Annotated in this window: 20 protein-coding genes and 2 other annotated features; all 20 genes read left to right on the top strand. The window is 43.4% G+C overall.

Features of this window, described 5'->3' with window-relative positions; all coding sequences use genetic code 11:
* Window positions 1-58 precede the first annotated feature (58 nt).
* The 20 genes from AC1TO6_RS10880 to AC1TO6_RS10785 all read left to right on the top strand — a co-directional run bounded on the left by AC1TO6_RS10880 (window position 59) and on the right by AC1TO6_RS10785 (window position 17565).
* Window positions 59-2533, top strand: coding sequence for an ATP-dependent Clp protease ATP-binding subunit (locus AC1TO6_RS10880; RefSeq protein ID WP_482101616.1), 2475 nt, complete (start codon window positions 59-61; stop codon window positions 2531-2533).
* Window positions 2534-2611: 78 nt separating this feature from the next.
* Window positions 2612-3988, top strand: a complete 1377-nt coding sequence (gene radA / locus AC1TO6_RS10875) for a DNA repair protein RadA (protein ID WP_482101615.1) — start codon at window positions 2612-2614, stop codon at window positions 3986-3988.
* Window positions 3989-4174: 186 nt separating this feature from the next.
* Complete coding sequence (locus AC1TO6_RS10870) at window positions 4175-5266, top strand: PIN/TRAM domain-containing protein (RefSeq protein ID WP_482101614.1); 1092 nt, start codon at window positions 4175-4177, stop codon at window positions 5264-5266.
* A 45-nt stretch (window positions 5267-5311) separates the two neighbouring features.
* Entirely contained in the window at window positions 5312-6004 is a 693-nt protein-coding gene (gene ispD / locus AC1TO6_RS10865) for a 2-C-methyl-D-erythritol 4-phosphate cytidylyltransferase (protein WP_482101613.1), read from the top strand.
* Entirely contained in the window at window positions 6001-6477 is a 477-nt protein-coding gene (ispF, locus tag AC1TO6_RS10860) for a 2-C-methyl-D-erythritol 2,4-cyclodiphosphate synthase (RefSeq protein WP_482101612.1), read from the top strand. Before ispD ends, ispF begins: the two co-directional genes overlap by 4 nt.
* A gap of 71 nt (window positions 6478-6548) precedes the next feature.
* Window positions 6549-8012, top strand: coding sequence for a glutamate--tRNA ligase (gltX, locus tag AC1TO6_RS10855; RefSeq protein WP_482101611.1), 1464 nt, complete (start codon window positions 6549-6551; stop codon window positions 8010-8012).
* A gap of 41 nt (window positions 8013-8053) precedes the next feature.
* Window positions 8054-8270 (top strand) — a binding site (T-box leader).
* A 124-nt stretch (window positions 8271-8394) separates the two neighbouring features.
* The gene (gene cysE, locus AC1TO6_RS10850) at window positions 8395-9057 is read left to right on the top strand and encodes a serine O-acetyltransferase (protein ID WP_482101610.1); all 663 of its coding nucleotides are present in this window, start codon (window positions 8395-8397) and stop codon (window positions 9055-9057) included.
* Entirely contained in the window at window positions 9054-10454 is a 1401-nt protein-coding gene (gene cysS / locus AC1TO6_RS10845; protein WP_482101609.1) for a cysteine--tRNA ligase, read from the top strand. The genes cysE and cysS overlap by 4 nt, the downstream gene beginning before the upstream one ends.
* The gene (locus AC1TO6_RS10840) at window positions 10451-10882 is read left to right on the top strand and encodes a Mini-ribonuclease 3 (RefSeq protein ID WP_482101608.1); all 432 of its coding nucleotides are present in this window, start codon (window positions 10451-10453) and stop codon (window positions 10880-10882) included. The genes cysS and AC1TO6_RS10840 overlap by 4 nt, the downstream gene beginning before the upstream one ends.
* Entirely contained in the window at window positions 10879-11661 is a 783-nt protein-coding gene (rlmB, locus tag AC1TO6_RS10835) for a 23S rRNA (guanosine(2251)-2'-O)-methyltransferase RlmB (RefSeq protein WP_482101607.1), read from the top strand. Before AC1TO6_RS10840 ends, rlmB begins: the two co-directional genes overlap by 4 nt.
* Window positions 11658-12173 (top strand): NYN domain-containing protein, encoded by a 516-nt coding sequence (locus AC1TO6_RS10830; RefSeq protein ID WP_482101606.1) that lies wholly within the window; start codon window positions 11658-11660, stop codon window positions 12171-12173. Before rlmB ends, AC1TO6_RS10830 begins: the two co-directional genes overlap by 4 nt.
* Window positions 12174-12247: 74 nt before the next feature.
* Window positions 12248-12895, top strand: coding sequence for an RNA polymerase sporulation sigma factor SigH (gene sigH, locus AC1TO6_RS10825; RefSeq protein ID WP_482101605.1), 648 nt, complete (start codon window positions 12248-12250; stop codon window positions 12893-12895).
* A gap of 196 nt (window positions 12896-13091) precedes the next feature.
* Window positions 13092-13241 carry a 50S ribosomal protein L33 gene (gene rpmG, locus AC1TO6_RS10820; protein ID WP_482101604.1) on the top strand — a complete coding sequence of 50 codons (150 nt, stop codon included), beginning with the start codon at window positions 13092-13094 and terminating at the stop codon, window positions 13239-13241.
* Window positions 13242-13279: 38 nt separating this feature from the next.
* The gene (gene secE / locus AC1TO6_RS10815; RefSeq protein WP_482101603.1) at window positions 13280-13465 is read left to right on the top strand and encodes a preprotein translocase subunit SecE; all 186 of its coding nucleotides are present in this window, start codon (window positions 13280-13282) and stop codon (window positions 13463-13465) included.
* A gap of 231 nt (window positions 13466-13696) precedes the next feature.
* Window positions 13697-14230: a transcription termination/antitermination protein NusG gene (gene nusG, locus AC1TO6_RS10810; protein WP_482101602.1), complete on the top strand. Its 534-nt coding sequence runs from the start codon at window positions 13697-13699 to the stop codon at window positions 14228-14230.
* Window positions 14231-14398: 168 nt separating this feature from the next.
* Window positions 14399-14824 carry a 50S ribosomal protein L11 gene (rplK, locus tag AC1TO6_RS10805; RefSeq protein ID WP_482101601.1) on the top strand — a complete coding sequence of 142 codons (426 nt, stop codon included), beginning with the start codon at window positions 14399-14401 and terminating at the stop codon, window positions 14822-14824.
* Window positions 14825-14944: 120 nt separating this feature from the next.
* On the top strand, window positions 14945-15646 hold the full coding sequence (rplA, locus tag AC1TO6_RS10800) for a 50S ribosomal protein L1 (RefSeq protein WP_482101600.1): 702 nt from the start codon (window positions 14945-14947) through the stop codon (window positions 15644-15646).
* 46 nt (window positions 15647-15692) lie between these two features.
* Window positions 15693-15841, top strand: a sequence feature (ribosomal protein L10 leader region).
* 31 nt (window positions 15842-15872) lie between these two features.
* On the top strand, window positions 15873-16373 hold the full coding sequence (gene rplJ / locus AC1TO6_RS10795; protein ID WP_482101599.1) for a 50S ribosomal protein L10: 501 nt from the start codon (window positions 15873-15875) through the stop codon (window positions 16371-16373).
* A 90-nt stretch (window positions 16374-16463) separates the two neighbouring features.
* Window positions 16464-16826, top strand: coding sequence for a 50S ribosomal protein L7/L12 (rplL, locus tag AC1TO6_RS10790; RefSeq protein WP_482101598.1), 363 nt, complete (start codon window positions 16464-16466; stop codon window positions 16824-16826).
* A gap of 136 nt (window positions 16827-16962) precedes the next feature.
* Window positions 16963-17565 carry a class I SAM-dependent methyltransferase gene (locus tag AC1TO6_RS10785; protein ID WP_482101597.1) on the top strand — a complete coding sequence of 201 codons (603 nt, stop codon included), beginning with the start codon at window positions 16963-16965 and terminating at the stop codon, window positions 17563-17565.
* Window positions 17566-17691 lie beyond the last annotated feature (126 nt).

Raw genomic sequence — 17691 nt, 5'->3', positions numbered from 1 at the left:
ATGTACGAGTATTTGGGGAATTGATTGTATATATATAGATAGAAGGAGAGGACTGATTATGATGTTTAACCGATTTACACAGCGTGCACAGAAAGTATTGCAACTTGCACAGGAAGAGGCAATTCGAATGAAACACGAGTCCATCGGCACAGAACATATTTTGCTAGGGCTAATCCGTGAAGGCGGGGGTATTGCCGCGAAAGCACTTGAAGCGATTGGTGTGAACTTTGAAACAATCGTACAAGGCGTGGAAAAACTTGTCGGAGCCGGAACAAAGGATGTCGGTCCCATCGTTCACTACACACCTAGAGCAAAAAAAGTTATTGAATTATCCGTAGATGAATCACGCAAACTTGGCCATTCCTATATCGGTACGGAACATATTTTGCTTGCACTTATTCGTGAAGGTGAAGGCGTTGCAGCGCGAGTATTGAATAATTCCGGCGTTAGCTTGAACAAAGCGCGTCAGCAAGTACTTCAACTGCTGGGAAGCAATGACAGTTCAGCAACAGGTCAAGGGGTCTCTAATTCTGCCGCAACACCAACGTTAGATAGTTTGGCACGTGATTTAACAGAAGTGGCACGTGAAGGCTTGCTAGATCCGGTTATCGGACGTAGCAAAGAAATCACACGTGTTATTGAAGTATTGGCACGCCGGACGAAAAACAATCCGGTACTAATCGGAGAACCGGGTGTCGGTAAGACAGCAATTGCGGAAGGGCTTGCGCAGCAAGTCATTAACAACGAAGTACCTGAAATCCTTCGCGACAAGCGTGTTATGACGCTTGATATGGGAACAGTTGTCGCAGGTACGAAATACCGTGGTGAATTTGAAGATCGCATGAAAAAAGTAATGGAAGAGATTCGCCAGGCAGGCAATATCATCCTGTTCATCGATGAATTGCATACATTAATTGGAGCAGGAGGAGCGGAAGGTGCAATCGATGCATCTAATATCCTGAAACCGTCGCTCGCACGCGGTGAATTGCAATGTATTGGTGCAACGACACTGGACGAATACCGTAAATATATTGAAAAAGATGCAGCGCTTGAACGACGTTTCCAACCGATTCAAGTCGATGAGCCAACTGTTGATGAAACAATCCAGATTCTATACGGATTGCGTGACCGTTATGAAGCGCATCACCGTGTGAAAATTACGGATGCCTCAATTGAAGCGGCTGCAAAAATGTCGGATCGCTATATTTCCGACAGATTCCTTCCGGATAAAGCAATTGACTTAATTGACGAAGCGGGCTCGAAGGTTCGCCTACGTTCATATACAACACCACCGAACTTGAAAGAGCTCGAATCGAAACTAGAAGCAATTCGTTCTGAGAAGAATGCGGCTGTACAAAGTCAAGAATTCGAAAAAGCAGCATCTTTCCGTGATAAAGAACAGAAGATGAAAGAAGAACTTGAAACAACGAAAACTGACTGGAAAGAAAAGCAAGGTCAAAAGGAATCCGAAGTAACAGTTGAAGATATCGCTGAAGTTGTAGCGATGTGGACGGGAATACCTGTCTCTAAAATTGCAGAAGCGGAATCCGCCAAATTGCTCAATATGGAAGAAATGCTCCATGAACGTGTTATCGGTCAAGGTGAAGCAGTTACAGCTATTTCCCGGGCAATACGCCGAGCGCGTGCAGGCTTGAAAGATCCTAAGCGTCCAATCGGTTCGTTCATATTCCTCGGTCCTACAGGTGTCGGGAAGACGGAACTTGCAAGAGCGCTTGCAGAAGTCATGTTCGGTGACGAAGACGCAATGATCCGCGTCGACATGTCCGAGTATATGGAAAAACATTCGACATCACGACTTGTCGGTTCACCTCCAGGTTATGTAGGCTATGAAGAAGGCGGACAGTTAACAGAGAAAGTTCGACGTAAACCCTACTCAGTAGTCCTGTTGGATGAAATCGAAAAAGCGCACCCGGATGTATTTAACATACTACTGCAAGTACTGGAAGATGGAAGATTGACGGATTCAAAAGGACGCACAGTCGATTTCCGTAATACGGTTATTATTATGACGTCCAACGTAGGTGCACAAGAACTCAGGAAAAATCGTTATGTGGGCTTCAATATTGGAGACGCAGGACGTGATTACGAAGGCATGAAGTCGGCGATGCTCGAAGAGTTGAAGAAAGCTTTCCGTCCAGAGTTCCTAAATCGTGTCGATGAAATGATTGTGTTCCATTCTCTTGAAAAAGATCATTTGCGTGAAATCGTCACACTTATGTCTAATGAGTTGACTAAACGTCTCGTCGAACAAGATATCGAGCTTGCATTAACGGATGCTGCGAAATTGAAAATTGTTGACGCGGGTTACGACCCTGAGTACGGTGCTCGACCATTGCGCCGTGCCATCCAGAAACACGTCGAAGACCGGTTGTCCGAGGAACTTTTAAAAGGTACAGTCCTCGTAGGTGGTAAAGTCCTCGTCGATGTGGTGAATGAGGAGTTTGTCGTCAAGGTTGGCAAAGATGCTGAACAAACAGAGGTCGCAGAAAAAGAAGTAGTAATCGAAAAATAAAGAGTGAATTGGATAGCCCATCCTTAACCCGCTATTTTGGGGGAAGATGGGCTGTCCTTTTCGTATTTGGAGGATTCCATGGCTAAAAGAAAGGTAAAATTCATGTGTAAGTCATGTGGATATGAATCACCGAAGTGGATGGGCCGCTGCCCGGGGTGTGGTGAGTGGAACATGATGGAGGAAGAAGTTGAAGCCGCTGTCCAAAAAGGTCCGCGCGGCGCATTTCAACATACGGATACAGTCCGTCATAAGGCGCTACCAATTAGTTCGATTGAAATGGTTGAGGAACCAAGAATCGGAACGGATCTTGAAGAGTTTAACCGCGTTCTAGGTGGTGGAATTGTCCCTGGTTCACTCATACTTATCGGTGGGGATCCGGGTATCGGAAAGTCGACACTCCTACTACAAGTATCGTCGCTCTTGGCGAATAAAGGGCAGCGTGTCCTTTACATTTCAGGCGAGGAATCAATTCGCCAAACAAAGTTACGTGCCGAGCGGTTAGGCGTAAAGTCTGACGAACTCTATATTTATGCAGAAACGGATCTTGGGTTAATTCACGAAACGATTGCAGATGTGAAACCTACATTTGTCGTTGTGGACTCAATCCAGACCGTTCATCATCCAGAAGTAGCTTCAGCGCCGGGAAGCGTATCTCAAGTACGCGAATGTACGGCTCAGCTGATGCGGATCGCAAAGACGCAAAACATTGCCATTTTCCTCGTTGGCCACGTAACGAAAGACGGACAGATTGCCGGCCCGCGACTGCTTGAGCATATGGTGGATACTGTACTCTACTTCGAAGGGGAGCGTCATCATACATACCGGATTTTACGCAGTGTAAAAAACCGGTTTGGTTCTACAAATGAAATTGCCATATTTGAAATGTTGCAGGAGGGTTTAAAAGAAGTACTAAATCCATCCGAGCTATTCCTTCGGGAAAGATCTCAAGGGGGGGCTGGCTCAACTGTCGTTGCATCTATGGAAGGAACAAGGCCGATTCTTGTGGAAATTCAAGCGCTCGTGACGCCATCAAGCTTTAATTACCCGAAGCGCATGGCAACAGGGCTCGACCAAAACCGTGTCCAATTGCTGATGGCTGTACTTGAGAAACGTATGGGGATGCTCCTGCAAGCACAGGATGCTTATATTAAAGTAGCGGGCGGCGTAAAGCTGGATGAACCGGCGATTGACCTAGCTGTACTCGTTAGCATCGTCTCCAGCTACCGCGACGTAGCGGCAGGGCTATCCGACTGCTTTATTGGCGAAGTTGGCTTAACGGGGGAAGTACGCCGGGTATCCAGGGTCGAACAGCGCGTATCGGAAGCAGCAAAACTTGGTTTCGAACGCGCAATCATTCCTGAATCGAACCTTGGCGGCTGGGATTACCCGAAAGGCATCCGTGTGATAGGTGTAGAAACAGTCAGTGATGCATTGAAAATCGCTTTCACAGATTGAATGAAGGACAGGGCTGTAATTATGGCAGTTCTGTCACTTCTCTTTTGAAATAAACGGAAAAAGAGAAACTTTCAATTGTCCTAAAGAGTCCTATTACAACAGAGGTGAAAGCTACTCCTGCCTATGCTTATCAAAGCGTTTTGGCGTGAAAACATGTATAATTAATAACTGAAGGAGGTGGTTCATATGTTGAAAAAAGTAGTTCAAGTTACATTCCTGCTTATAGGAGGAACACTGGGTGTATTATTTTTACCGCATTTATTCGCCTTATTTTCTTTCTCCCAGAGTCTATGGATTGATAATCCATACGTGTCCGCAATCCTTGGAGCAGCAATTTTTTACGTGCTCGGTCTTTTCTTAGTGGAACCAATTGTCAATTTCATCAAATGGATGGAAGAACTTTTACTGAAAGCGCCAGTTTTTGATTTAATATTTGGTACAATCGGCCTCGTCGTGGGTTTAAGTGTCGCGTTCCTTGTCAGTTTTGGTTTGGGCAGTATCCAAATACCAATCATTACATCGGTTCTTCCGATTCTATTATCAATCATTCTCGGCTATTTAGGTTTTCAGGTTGGGTTTAAGAAGCGGGAAGAAATTATCAATACGCTACAATCTACAAAGAACAGTGGACTCAAAAAGAAAGAAGTGGAGGATGCATCCACTCAAACAAAAGGGAAGCACTACAAGATATTGGATACCAGCGTTATTATAGATGGTCGGATTGCTGATATTTCGGAGACAGGTTTTCTCGAAGGTGTGTTAGTTGTGCCCCAGTTCGTATTAACAGAGCTTCAGCATATTGCGGATTCTTCAGACACGTTAAAACGGACGAAAGGCAGACGCGGACTTGACGTATTGAAGCGCATGCAAACCTATGACGGTCCATCTATTCAAATTACTGACGAAGATTTCGCTGGTGTTCCCGAAGTCGATATGAAGCTTGTGCATTTGGCTAAGAGTATGGGTGGGCTCGTAGTAACAAACGATTTCAATTTGAATAAAGTCGCAGATTTGCACGGCGTTTCAGTTCTAAACATCAACGATCTTGCGAATGCGGTGAAGCCGGTTGTTATTCCGGGTGAAGACATGCATGTCGTGATTGTTAAAGACGGTAAAGAACAGAACCAGGGTGTTGCCTACTTGGATGACGGTACAATGATTGTCGTTGAAGATGGGAAATTCCATATTGGTAATGCCATCGATGTCGTTGTAACAAGTGTGTTGCAGACGTCGGCGGGAAGAATGATTTTTGCTAAATTGAAAAATGGTAAACCTTAAAAACTAAATTGAGCATGACGAACTCATAAAAAAGGGATGGAAATCGTGAACTATACAGTGATGATGCCGGCAGCCGGAAGTGGTCAACGGATGGATGCCGGATTCAATAAATTGTTTTTGAAACTGGATGACAAACCAATTCTTATCCATACACTACAAGTGTTTGAAGGAGATCCGGCGTGTGTTGGGGTTATTCTTGCTGTGAAGCCTGAAGAGCGTGCTCAAATTCAATCCATGCTTGACCAATTCGCTATTAATAAAGTTACAGCTTTAGTAGATGGTGGAGGGGAGCGGCAAGATAGTGTAGCGGCATGTATCTGTGCACATGACGAGGGTGGTATTGTCCTCGTTCATGATGCTGCCAGGCCATTTATCCGACATAGCGTTATTACTGAGCTTGTTAAAGTAGCGGAGAAGCACGGAGCGGCGATTGCTGGCGTACGGGCAAAAGATACAATGAAGTATGTTGAATTGGGTGTTGTCGAAGGCACAGTGGATCGTGAGAAGTTGTGGGTCATTCAGACTCCCCAGGCATTCCGCTATGAGTTGCTGAAACTGGCATCCGCACAAGCACAAGCAGAGGGTTTTCTAGGCACGGATGAATCGATGCTCGTCGAACGCCTTGGCGAACCGATACATATTGTAGAAAGTACTTATGATAATGTGAAGATGACAACGCAAGAGGACCTTGTTTTTGGAGAGGTTTTATTGAAAAAAAGTAGGAGGTTTTTTAAATGATTAGAGTAGGACAAGGGTTTGATGTACACAAGTTTGAAACGGGGCGTCCGCTTATCATCGGTGGTGTTCTAATTCCGCATGACAGAGGGCTGACAGGTCATTCTGATGCGGATGTACTTCTACATACAATTACCGATGCAGCGCTTGGTGCAATTGGTAAAGGGGATATCGGAAGGCATTTTCCGGATACGGATGCGGAATTTAAAGACGCTGATTCGGCAGTGTTGTTAGAAAAGATTTGGACACTTGTAGAAGAAAAAGGTTATAAACTCGGCAATATTGACTGTACGATTATTGCGCAAAAGCCGAAAATGGCTCCGTATATTGAAGTAATCCAAAAGCGTGTCGCAGACTTGCTGAAAGCAGATGTAACACAAGTGAATGTCAAAGCGACGACAACTGAACAATTAGGGTTCACTGGACGCGAGGAAGGAATTGCCTCTATGGCAACAATTCTGCTCGTTAAGGCATAACACCTTTTAAACGGTCGAGGCAAGTGGTAAAATAACAAACAGTAATGAAATCAGATCGGGGAGAGATTCATATGACTTCAGAAGTACGCGTACGCTATGCGCCAAGTCCAACCGGCCATCTACATATCGGCGGAGCACGCACAGCATTATTCAATTACCTATTCGCACGTCACCATGGTGGTAAATTCATCGTACGAATTGAGGACACAGACATTGAACGTAATATCGAAGCGGGAGAACTTTCCCAGCTTGAAAACTTGAAGTGGTTAGGTATCGATTATGATGAGTCGGTTGATATCGGAGGTCCATACGCTCCTTATCGTCAAATGGAACGTCTCGATCTTTACACGAAATACGGTCAGGAAGTATTGGGAAAAGGTCATGCTTACAAATGCTTCTGTACATCTGAAGAACTGGAAATAGAGCGTGAAGCGCAGAAGACGGCAGGAATCGCTGCTCCAATGTACGGCGGTAAATGCCGGAATCTGAGTGCAGAAGTAGTAGCGGAAAAAGAAGCTACTGGACTTTCATATACAATTCGTATGCGTGTACCGAAAGACAAAACGTATAAAGTGGAAGACCTTGTCCGAGGCACAGTGACATTCGAGTCGAAAGATGTAGGCGACTGGGTTCTTGTGAAAGCAAATGGCATTCCAACTTACAACTTTGCGGTTGTTATCGATGATCATTTAATGAAAATTTCCCACGTATTCCGCGGCGAGGAGCATTTAACAAATACGCCGAAACAACTGATGGTGTCTGATGTCTTCGGTTGGTCGTATCCAGAATTCGGTCATATGACGTTAATTGTCAATGAAGATCGAAAAAAACTTTCTAAACGTGATGAATCGATTATTCAATTCATTTCGCAGTATAAAGACCTTGGGTATTTACCTGACGCTATGTTTAACTTCTTCGCACTGCTAGGCTGGTCTCCAGGTGGAGAAGAGGAGATATTCACGCACGAAGAATTAATCAAGATGTTTGACGTAAGCCGTCTTTCTAAATCTCCCTCCATGTTCGATAAACAAAAATTGACGTGGACGAACAATCAATACGTGAAAAAGATGAGCCTTGAAGAAGTGGTCGAATTTGCATTGCCATACCTTCAAGATGCAGGTCTTCTCAATAAAGAGATGACTGAATCGGAAACCGCATGGGCTCACGATTTGATCGCTCTCTATCAGGATCAGTTGAGCTTCGGAGCAGAAATTGTTGAATTATCTGCCCAGTTTTTCGACCACGAGATTGAATATGATGAAGAATCCACGGAAGTACTTGCTGGAGAACAGGTGCCTGAGGTGATGGCTTCCTTTAAAGAAAAGCTAGAAGCGCTTGAGACATTTGATGCGCCATCTATTAAAGACGCCATCAAAGCAGTCCAAAAGGAAACAGGCCACAAAGGTAAAAACTTGTTCATGCCAATCCGTGTTGTAACAACGGGTCAAATGCATGGCCCAGAATTGCAGGCATCCATTGCATTGATTGGGAAAGAAAAGTCAATTGAACGTGTGGCTAAATTCGCAAAACAATAACATTGACTTTCCTCTTTTGAAATGTACAATTAAATTAATTACGTAAACCTATGAAAAGGATTAAGTACACAATGCAAGCTCTTCAGAGAGGATCATCACCGGCTGTAAATGATCCGTGCCTCTACATTGTGGAAATGCCCCTTAGAGTGCCGTGCCGAAAGTTAGTAGGCCGGACGCATCGCCAGCGTTATAGGCGTCAAGCGGGAAGGCTAACACCTTCCAAGCGGAGTGGAACCGCGCATTCAATGCGTCTCTGTCATTTATTTGACGGGGACGTATTTTTTTTATGAGAAAAGCGGAGGCGGCCGCATAGCCGGGTCGGCTAATGACCCGAGCATCTGGCCGCAATAGCTAGACACTGAGTTAAGGGGGAGTGAACGAGTTGTTTCGCAGAATGAAAGAAGATGTTCAATGCATATTTGAACAAGATCCAGCAGCACGTAATGTTTTTGAAGTTATCCTAACTTATTCTGGCCTGCACGCGTTATGGTCTCACCGAATTGCACATGCTCTATTTAAGAAGAAACTGTTATTCCTAGCTCGTGTTGTCTCGCAGATTAGCCGGTTTTTCACAGGTATAGAAATACATCCGGGTGCTAAAATCGGGCGCAGGTTTTTCATAGACCATGGTATGGGAGTTGTTATTGGGGAAACTTGTGAAATAGGCAACGACGTTACGATTTATCAAGGCGTAACCCTCGGTGGAACGGGTAAAGAAAGTGGAAAGCGGCACCCTACACTCCATGACAATGTACTTGTTGCCTCTGGCGCGAAAGTACTGGGTTCCATCATAATCGGTGAGGGTAGCAAAGTAGGAGCAGGTTCAGTCGTATTGAAAGACGTCCCGCCCGAGTCGACAGTTGTGGGGATTCCCGGGAAAGTCGTCGTTGCGAACGGTGTACGTGTCAAGAGTAAGCATGATCACCGCGATATGCCGGATCCAGTGGCGGATCGATGTGAGATGCTTGAAAATGAGGTCGAGTACTTGAAGAACAGGCTTGAACAACTAGAGGATTCCAAAGTGAAGGATGGGAAATTATCATGACTATTCAAATCTATAACACACTGACGCGTAAGAAAGAACCTTTCATTCCAATAGAAGAAGGCAAAGTGAAGATGTATGTGTGCGGTCCAACAGTTTACAACTACATCCACATTGGTAATGCACGACCGGTTATCGTATTCGACACAGTTCGACGCTATTTTGACTATCGGGGATATGATGTGAAGTACGTTTCGAATTTCACGGACGTAGACGACAAAATTATCAAAACGGCAAATGAACTTGGGGAAGAAGTTGGAGAACTGACAGAGCGCTTCATCAACGCTTACTTTGAGGATGTCACTGCACTCGGTTGTGGAAAAGCAGACGTTCATCCACGTGTGACAGATCACATTGAGGATGTCGTGGATTTTGTAAAAGTTTTAGTCGATAAAGACTATGCCTACGAATCACAGGGGGATGTTTATTTCCGTACACAGAAATTTGAAGGCTACGGTAAATTGTCCCATCAATCGACAGATGAACTGAAAATTGGAGCGCGTATTGAGCAAGGGAACAAGAAAGACAATCCACTTGATTTCGTACTTTGGAAAGCGGCTAAGCCTGGTGAGGTTTCATGGGAGAGTCCGTGGGGATTAGGACGTCCGGGATGGCATATCGAATGTTCGGTAATGGCTAGAGAGCACCTCGGCGATACGATCGATATTCACGCAGGCGGTCAGGATCTAACATTCCCACATCATGAGAACGAAATTGCTCAATCCGAATCAATGACAGGTAAGCAGTTTGCGCGTTATTGGATGCACAATGGCTACATTAATATTGATAATGAAAAAATGTCCAAATCACTTGGGAATTTTGTTCTTGTGAATGATATCCGCAAGCAGATTGACCCGAAGGTGCTTCGGTTCTTCATGTTATCCGTGCATTACAGACATCCAGTCAACTTCTCGGAGGAACTTGTCATCAGCGCACAAAACGGTTTGGAACGAATTCAGACTGCGTACAATAACTTGAAACACCGTCTTGTTGCATCTGCAGATCTCGGTGATCAGGCAGATATTTGGAATTATAAAGTGGATGAAATCAAAAAAACATTTGAAATTGCTATGGATGATGATTTCAATACTGCAAATGCAATTGCATCCATATTTGAATTAGCGAAGCTTGCTAACGTCTATTTATTGGAGAAAAACACCCAAACTGAAGTACTTAAGCATTTCATTGACACGTTTGATGGTTTGATGGCAGTTCTTGGATTGCCGTTTGATGAGGAAGTAGGCCTTTTAGATGGAGACATCGACGTGTTAATCGAAGAGCGTTTGGAAGCGCGCCGTAATCGTGATTTTAATCGTTCAGATGAAATCCGCGATCAACTGAAAGAACAAGGAATTCTCTTGGAAGATACAGCACAAGGCACTCGCTGGAAAAGAGGATGACTGGTTTGTACAATTTGCGTGATATAGATGTAAAACAAATAAAGGCCTTAGCCCTCGCTTACATGGGAGATGCGGTTTACGAACAAGCAATTCGGGAGCATCTCCTTCGTTCGGGGCGCGTAAAGCCAAATATACTGCATAGGGAAGCAACGCACTATGTATCCGCTAAATCGCAGGCAGCTACGCTGAAAATGATGCAGGAATCAGGGTTTTTAACAGAAGAAGAAGAGGCAATCATGAGACGCGGTCGTAATGCGAAGTCCGGTTCAGTACCGAAAAACACCGATGTAATAACGTATAATTACAGTTCAGGATTTGAAGCGGTCATTGGTTATCTACATTTACTAGGAAGAACAGAGCGAGTCCAAGAATATATCGGTGAGGCAATCAGATTCATCGAACTAACGAAGGAGGAAGGGTCAAAATGAATGAGTATGAAAATGGAAATGAGAATGACATTGAATCCGAGCTGATCGGTGGAAAAAATCCGATTGTTGAAGCGCTACGCTCAGGTAGAGAGTTGAATAAAATTTGGGTTGCCGAAGGCCTTAACATGAAAAGCATCGGGGAAATTCTGTCGCTTGCGAAAAAAGCAGGGATTATTGTACAGGCAGTACCGAAACAAAAACTGGATGGCTTACTCGATATTAATCACCAAGGAATTGTCGCTTCTGTAGCGGCTTACGAATACGCTGAACTCGAAGATCTTTTCACGGTCGCGACCGAACGTGGGGAAGACCCGCTATTCCTTATACTTGATGAACTCGAAGATCCTCACAATCTAGGCTCGATATTGCGGACTGCGGATGCGTCTGGCGTGCACGGTGTTATTATACCGAAGCGTCGTGCTGTAGGATTGACAGGCGTTGTAGCGAAGTCATCAACAGGTGCAATTGAACATATTCCGGTTGTGCGTGTGAATAATTTATCGCAGACAGTTGAAGAGTTAAAAAAGAGGGGTGTCTGGATAGCGGGAACGGATGCTAGTAAATCAGTGGATTATAGACTGATGGACGCAACACTCCCTCTGGCTGTAATTATCGGCAGTGAAGGGAAGGGAATGTCTCGAATTTTAAAAGAGAAATGTGATTTTCTTTATCATTTGCCAATGATCGGCCATGTTACGTCTTTGAACGCTTCGGTAGCAGCGTCCCTTCTCATGTACGAGGTACTGCGTAAACGTCAACCGCTTAAGTCCGACAGATGAAAACAGATATACTCCTGGTCGACGGCTACAATATCATCGGCGCGTGGGAGGAACTGGGTGGGATGAAGCGTAAAAAATTGGCGGATGCACGTGACCGGCTGATTGAACGGATGGCGGAATACAGGGCGCATACCGGCTGGCGTGTCATTATCGTCTTCGATGCGCATCTTGTACCGGGTGTAGAAAAAAGGAAAGTGCTTAATAATGTTGAAATTGTCTTTACAAGGAAAAATGAAACTGCCGATGAAAGAATTGAAAAACTTGTCACTGAATTGAGTGGCAGGCGTGTGCAAATTCATGTGGCTACATCAGATTTAACGGAACAATGGGTCATTTTTGCGCATGGAGCTCTGAGAAAGTCGGCAAGAGAACTTGAACTAGAGATGAATGAAATAGATCAGCTGATTTCCACGGAAGTAAAGACTATTCAAAAACAACAGCCACTTTCAAAGATACCTCTAACTGATGAAATAGCGGAAATATTTGAAAAATGGCGCCGTGGAATGAAGTGAACGGTTGACGTAAATTTTTCCAATACTGTATACTAGTTAAATAGTATTGATAACGAACCGGGGTGATCCACGTGTTGAAGCAAACTTACGCAGAAGGTAACATACCGAATTTTCACGGGTTATCCGATGGGGAAATCATTGTTATTATCCACGAAGGCAACACGGATGCTCTCAATTTCCTTATTAAAAAGTATCAATCGTTTGTCAGATTGAAAGCGCGTTCCTATTTCCTTATTGGTGGAGACCGAGAGGATATTATTCAAGAAGGCATGATTGGTCTATACAAAGCAATTCGTGACTTTAAAGAGGATAGGTTAAGTTCGTTCAAAGCCTTTGCGGAGCTATGCATCACTCGTCAAATCATTACCGCTATCAAAACGGCGACCAGACAGAAACACATCCCTTTAAATACATCGATTTCATTAGATAAACCTGTATTTGACGAAGAATCCGAACGTACATTGCTCGACGTGATTGCAGGTCCGGTGTTGGATGATCCTGAAGGGCTTATGATTCATAAAGAAGATTTTATCCAGATGGAAGATGAAATGAACAAAGTATTAAGTAGTCTTGAAAAACAAGTGCTAGCACTTTACTTGGATGGACAATCTTATCAAGAAATTTCCGTAGAGTTAAATAGACAAGTTAAATCTGTAGATAATGCGCTTCAGCGGATTAAGCGTAAACTTGAGCGATATATGCAAGTTGATGCGGTCAACTAAAAAGCGATTTCCATCGTATTGACATCATGAATTATAGGTGGTACTCTTTAGCAAGACTATGAAAAGATGTTCAGAAAGCCTGGGGACATAAGACTTCGATGTTTTTTGCCAGCATTTATCTCCGTTCCCTGCGTAGTTAAAAATGCGCTACCCGGCTCCATTCGGACAAGAACTATGAGTCGAAAAGGGTGAGGGAATGTCTAAGAAAATTATTTTAAGTTGCGACAAATGCGGGTCACGGAACTATACCGTGCCAGCACGTAGCGATAAGCCAACGGAACGTTTGACGCTTAAGAAGTTTTGCAGCAATTGCAATGCACATACATTGCACAAACAGACGGCATAAAGCAGGATCATACTTAATATTCGGAGGGTTACGGTATAATGAGCAAGTTAAGTGGTTTTTTAAAAGACGTTGTCTCGGAAATGAGAAAAGTAAGCTGGCCGAAACGTAAAGAATTGACTCGTTACACAATCGTAGTCCTTTCTACAGTCGTCTTCATGGCGATATATTTCGGAATTCTTGACCTTGGTATTTCACGAGTTCTGGAATGGTATATTGCATTATAAGAAGAAACATGAATAATCCCTTGAAAAATAGCCCGTCTGACAGGTTGAGCGGGTTTTTTCAATTGTCTAGGAAACAACCAGTGAATAAGTTATTAGATGGAGATTTAACGTTTAGACCCCAACGCCAGGTAACGTATGATATAAATTATCGACGAATCTAAAGCGTTTACGCTTCTATATTATTTGCACGATAAAAGGAGGGACGGACGTACAGTCCTCGTCACTATGGATATGGAGAAAAATTGGTATGTCGTTCATACGTACTCCGGTTATGAAAACAAAGTGAAAGCCAATCTGGAAAAACGTGTTGAAACGATGGGCATGTCAGATAAAATATTCCGCGTTGTCATCCCGGAAGAAGAAGAAACAGATTTCAAAGATGGTAAAAAACGTGTTCTCCTCAAAAAGACATTCCCAGGATATGTCCTTGTCGAAATTATCATGACAGATGATTCTTGGTATGTTGTTCGGAATACACCTGGAGTTACAGGCTTCATCGGTTCATCTGGTGGAGGCGCTAAGCCGACACCGTTACTTCCAGAAGAAGTTGAGTTCATCCTCAAACAAATGGGCGTGAAAGAGCGTAAAGCAGAAATTGACTTTGCTCTCGGTGAAATGGTTGAAGTACTCGAAGGGCCATTCGCAAACTTCCAAGGTAAAGTGGAAGAAATCGATGAAGATAAAGGCAAAGTGAAAGTATCAGTGGATATGTTTGGACGAGAGACGAAAATGGAACTCGACTTCGAACAAGTTCAAAAATTATAATCGTATACTACTTGCGCAAAACGCGAAACAGTGGTATCATTTCAAAGGTCAGCCTATAATCAAGTGGTCTGAACGAACTATCAAATTCTACCGGCGCAAGTCGGCAGGCACATATGAGTGGGAGGGGCAACCCTATTACCACATCACGGACTTAAGGAGGTGTGTCTCGTGGCTAAAAAAGTCATAAAGGTTGTTAAATTGCAAATTCCTGCAGGGAAAGCGAATCCGGCTCCACCAGTTGGACCGGCGTTAGGACAAGCAGGTGTGAACATCATGGGATTCTGTAAAGAATTCAATGCGCGTACATCAGATCAAGCAGGTCTTATTATTCCTGTTGAAATCTCTGTATTCGAAGACCGTTCATTTACTTTCATTACTAAAACTCCACCGGCAGCAGTTTTGCTGAAGGTTGCAGCTAATCTTACAAAAGGTTCAGGTGAACCGAATAAAAAGAAAGTTGCTACTGTGAAACGTGATAAAGTTCGCGAAATAGCAGAACAAAAGATGGAAGATTTAAACGCGGCGTCAGTTGAAGCAGCGATGGCAATGGTTGAAGGTACTGCTCGCAGTATGGGAATCACGATCGAAGACTGATCATGATTTTATAAATCAATAGTTGTTTGTAGTGGGGGTTGCGCTTGTTCTCCGGAGCACGCAACCCTTATTCGTGGGAGGTTTAACCCGTTAAAACCACAATCGAGGAGGAAATATAAAATGGCTAAAAAAGGTAAAAAGTTCACAGAAGCTGTAAAGCTAGTTGAACACATGAAAGCGTATGACGCAAAAGAAGCAATCGCACTTGCAAAGCAAACTAGTACAGTTAACTTTGACGCGACTGTAGAAGTTGCATTCCGTCTAGGAATCGACACGCGTAAAAATGATCAACAAATCCGTGGGGCAGTTGTACTTCCAAACGGTACTGGTAAAACTCAACGTGTTCTCGTTTTCGCTAAAGGCGAAAAACTTAAAGAAGCTGAAGCTGCAGGTGCAGATTTTGCAGGGGATGCAGAATATATCGCTAAGATCCAATCAGGTTGGTTCGACTTTGACGTTATCGTTGCTACTCCAGACATGATGGGTGAAGTAGGGAAAATTGGTCGTGTTCTTGGACCTAAAGGACTTATGCCTAACCCGAAAACAGGTACAGTAACATTTGACGTAGCGAAAGCTGTAGCAGAAATCAAAGCAGGTAAAGTTGAATACCGTGCGGACAAAGCGGGAATCATTCACGCGCCAATCGGAAAAGTTTCATTCGACGATGCTAAACTTGAAGAAAACTTCAAAACTGTTTTTGAAACTGTTCAAAAAGCGAAACCTGCTTCTGCAAAAGGAACTTACATGAAGTCAGTTAACATCACGACTACAATGGGACCTTCTGTAAAAGTGGATCCTTCAAGCGTTTCAATCAACAAATAAAAAATGTTGACAAACAGATAATCTTTTGATAAGATGACTTCTGTTGTGAATATAATCATTTGTACCGTAGACAGCAGGAGCGGCATGCCGCTTAAAACTTCCTGCCGAGGACAAGACGCTCTTTTTCTTTAAAAAGATGACGACTTTTCAGCCCTCAGTCTACTTCCGTAGATTGAGGGCTTTTCATTTCGGTATAAGTGACCCAAACTTTTTAGGAGGTGTCCAAATGAGCAAAGTATTAGAAGCCAAACAAGCAGTTGTTGGTGAAATTACGGATAAGTTGAAATCAGCAGCTTCTGTTGTTGTTGTTGACTACCGTGGTTTGACTGTAGGTCAAGTTACGGAACTTCGTAAACAACTTCGTGAAGCAGGTATTGACTTCAAAGTTTATAAAAACTCGATGTCACGCCGTGCTGCTGAAGCTGCAGGACTTGAAGGGTTGAACGAACACCTAACAGGACCGAACGCAATTGCATTTTCAAATGATGACGTCGTTGCTCCTGCAAAAATCCTTAACGATTTTGCAAAGAAAAACGAAAAGCTTGAAATTAAAGCTGGCGTAATCGAAGGTTTAGTTGCATCAGAAACTGACATTAAAGCATTGGCGGAACTTCCGTCACGCGATGGTCTACTTTCTATGCTACTCAGCGTACTTCAAGCTCCAATGCGCAACTTTGCGCTTGCAACAAAAGCTGTTGCAGAACAAAAAGAAGAACAAGGCGCATAATAACGCTGCCTGAAACAAACATTGCGGGTTAAATTCGATAAGTATATACTTGCGGGTACCTGACAAAACAACTACTAGGAGGAACATATAATGACTAAAGAAAACATTCTTGAAGCGATCAAAGAAATGACAGTACTTGAACTTAACGACCTTGTAAAAGCAATCGAAGAAGAGTTCGGCGTAACTGCTGCTGCACCTATGGCAATGGCAGGAGCTGGCGGCGGAGAAGCTGCTGCAGAGCAAACTGAATTCGACGTAATTCTTACTGCTGCTGGAGACCAAAAAATCAAAGTTATCAAAGCAGTTCGCGAAATCACTGGCCTAGGCTTGAAAGAAGCGAAAGCGGTTGTTGACGAAGCTCCAAAAGCAATCAAAGAAGCTGTTTCTAAAGAAGAAGCAGAAGAAATGAAAGCTAAACTTGAAGAAGTTGGCGCGTCAATCGAAGTTAAGTAATTTTTGAATAATGAAGAAAAGCTCGTCAGATATAGACGAGCTTTTCTTCGTTTTTTTATCTAGCCGGTAGTGGGAAATTACTATCTGCTTTTTGTTACTTTTTGTTATAAGTTTCTATACGAGGGGGAAGACTGGTATGTCTGAACATTATTACTCGGAAAATCCGAAGGTTAAAAGCGATCCGAAAGAATGGTCTGCGGAATTGCGTGGAAAAACACTTCGATTCAAAACGGATGCCGGGGTATTCAGTAAAGGGGAAGTGGATTTTGGTTCACGGCTTTTAGCTGAAGCATTTAGTGCACCGGAATCAGAGGGTTTAATTCTTGATCTAGGTTGTGGATATGGTCCAATCGGTTTATCGATTGCCGCATCTTTTCCGGAACGGATTGTTCACATGGTCGACGTGAACGAACGTGCACTCACTCTTGCTGTGCATAACGCAAAACAAAACGGTGTTACAAATGCGGAGATTTATTCAAGTGATGCATTATCCGGTATCACGGCAGAGGGGTTTGCTGCAATTTTAACAAATCCTCCGATCCGTGCAGGAAAAGAGATGGTATTCAAGTTTTACGAAGGTGCTTTTTCCAAGTTGAAAGTCGGCGGTGAACTCTGGATTGTCATCCAGAAGAAACAAGGTGCACCTTCAACAATTGATTTTTTGGAAAAGCTTTTTGGTAATGTTGAAACGGTTGTCAAGAAAAAGGGTTATTCTATTATTAAAGTTGAAAAGAATTGACGCTATAGTATTGATATGGTAAAGTTGTAAAATGCATAAATTATTATAGTGCAGTCGTATGCCCTTTTGCATGAAAAATGGAAATGAAAGGCATACTGACAATGTATAAAAGATAGTCAAACCGAA

The organism is Sporosarcina sp. Y352 (assembly GCF_056786535.1).
This window is presented reverse-complemented; position numbering and strand designations above follow the sequence as displayed.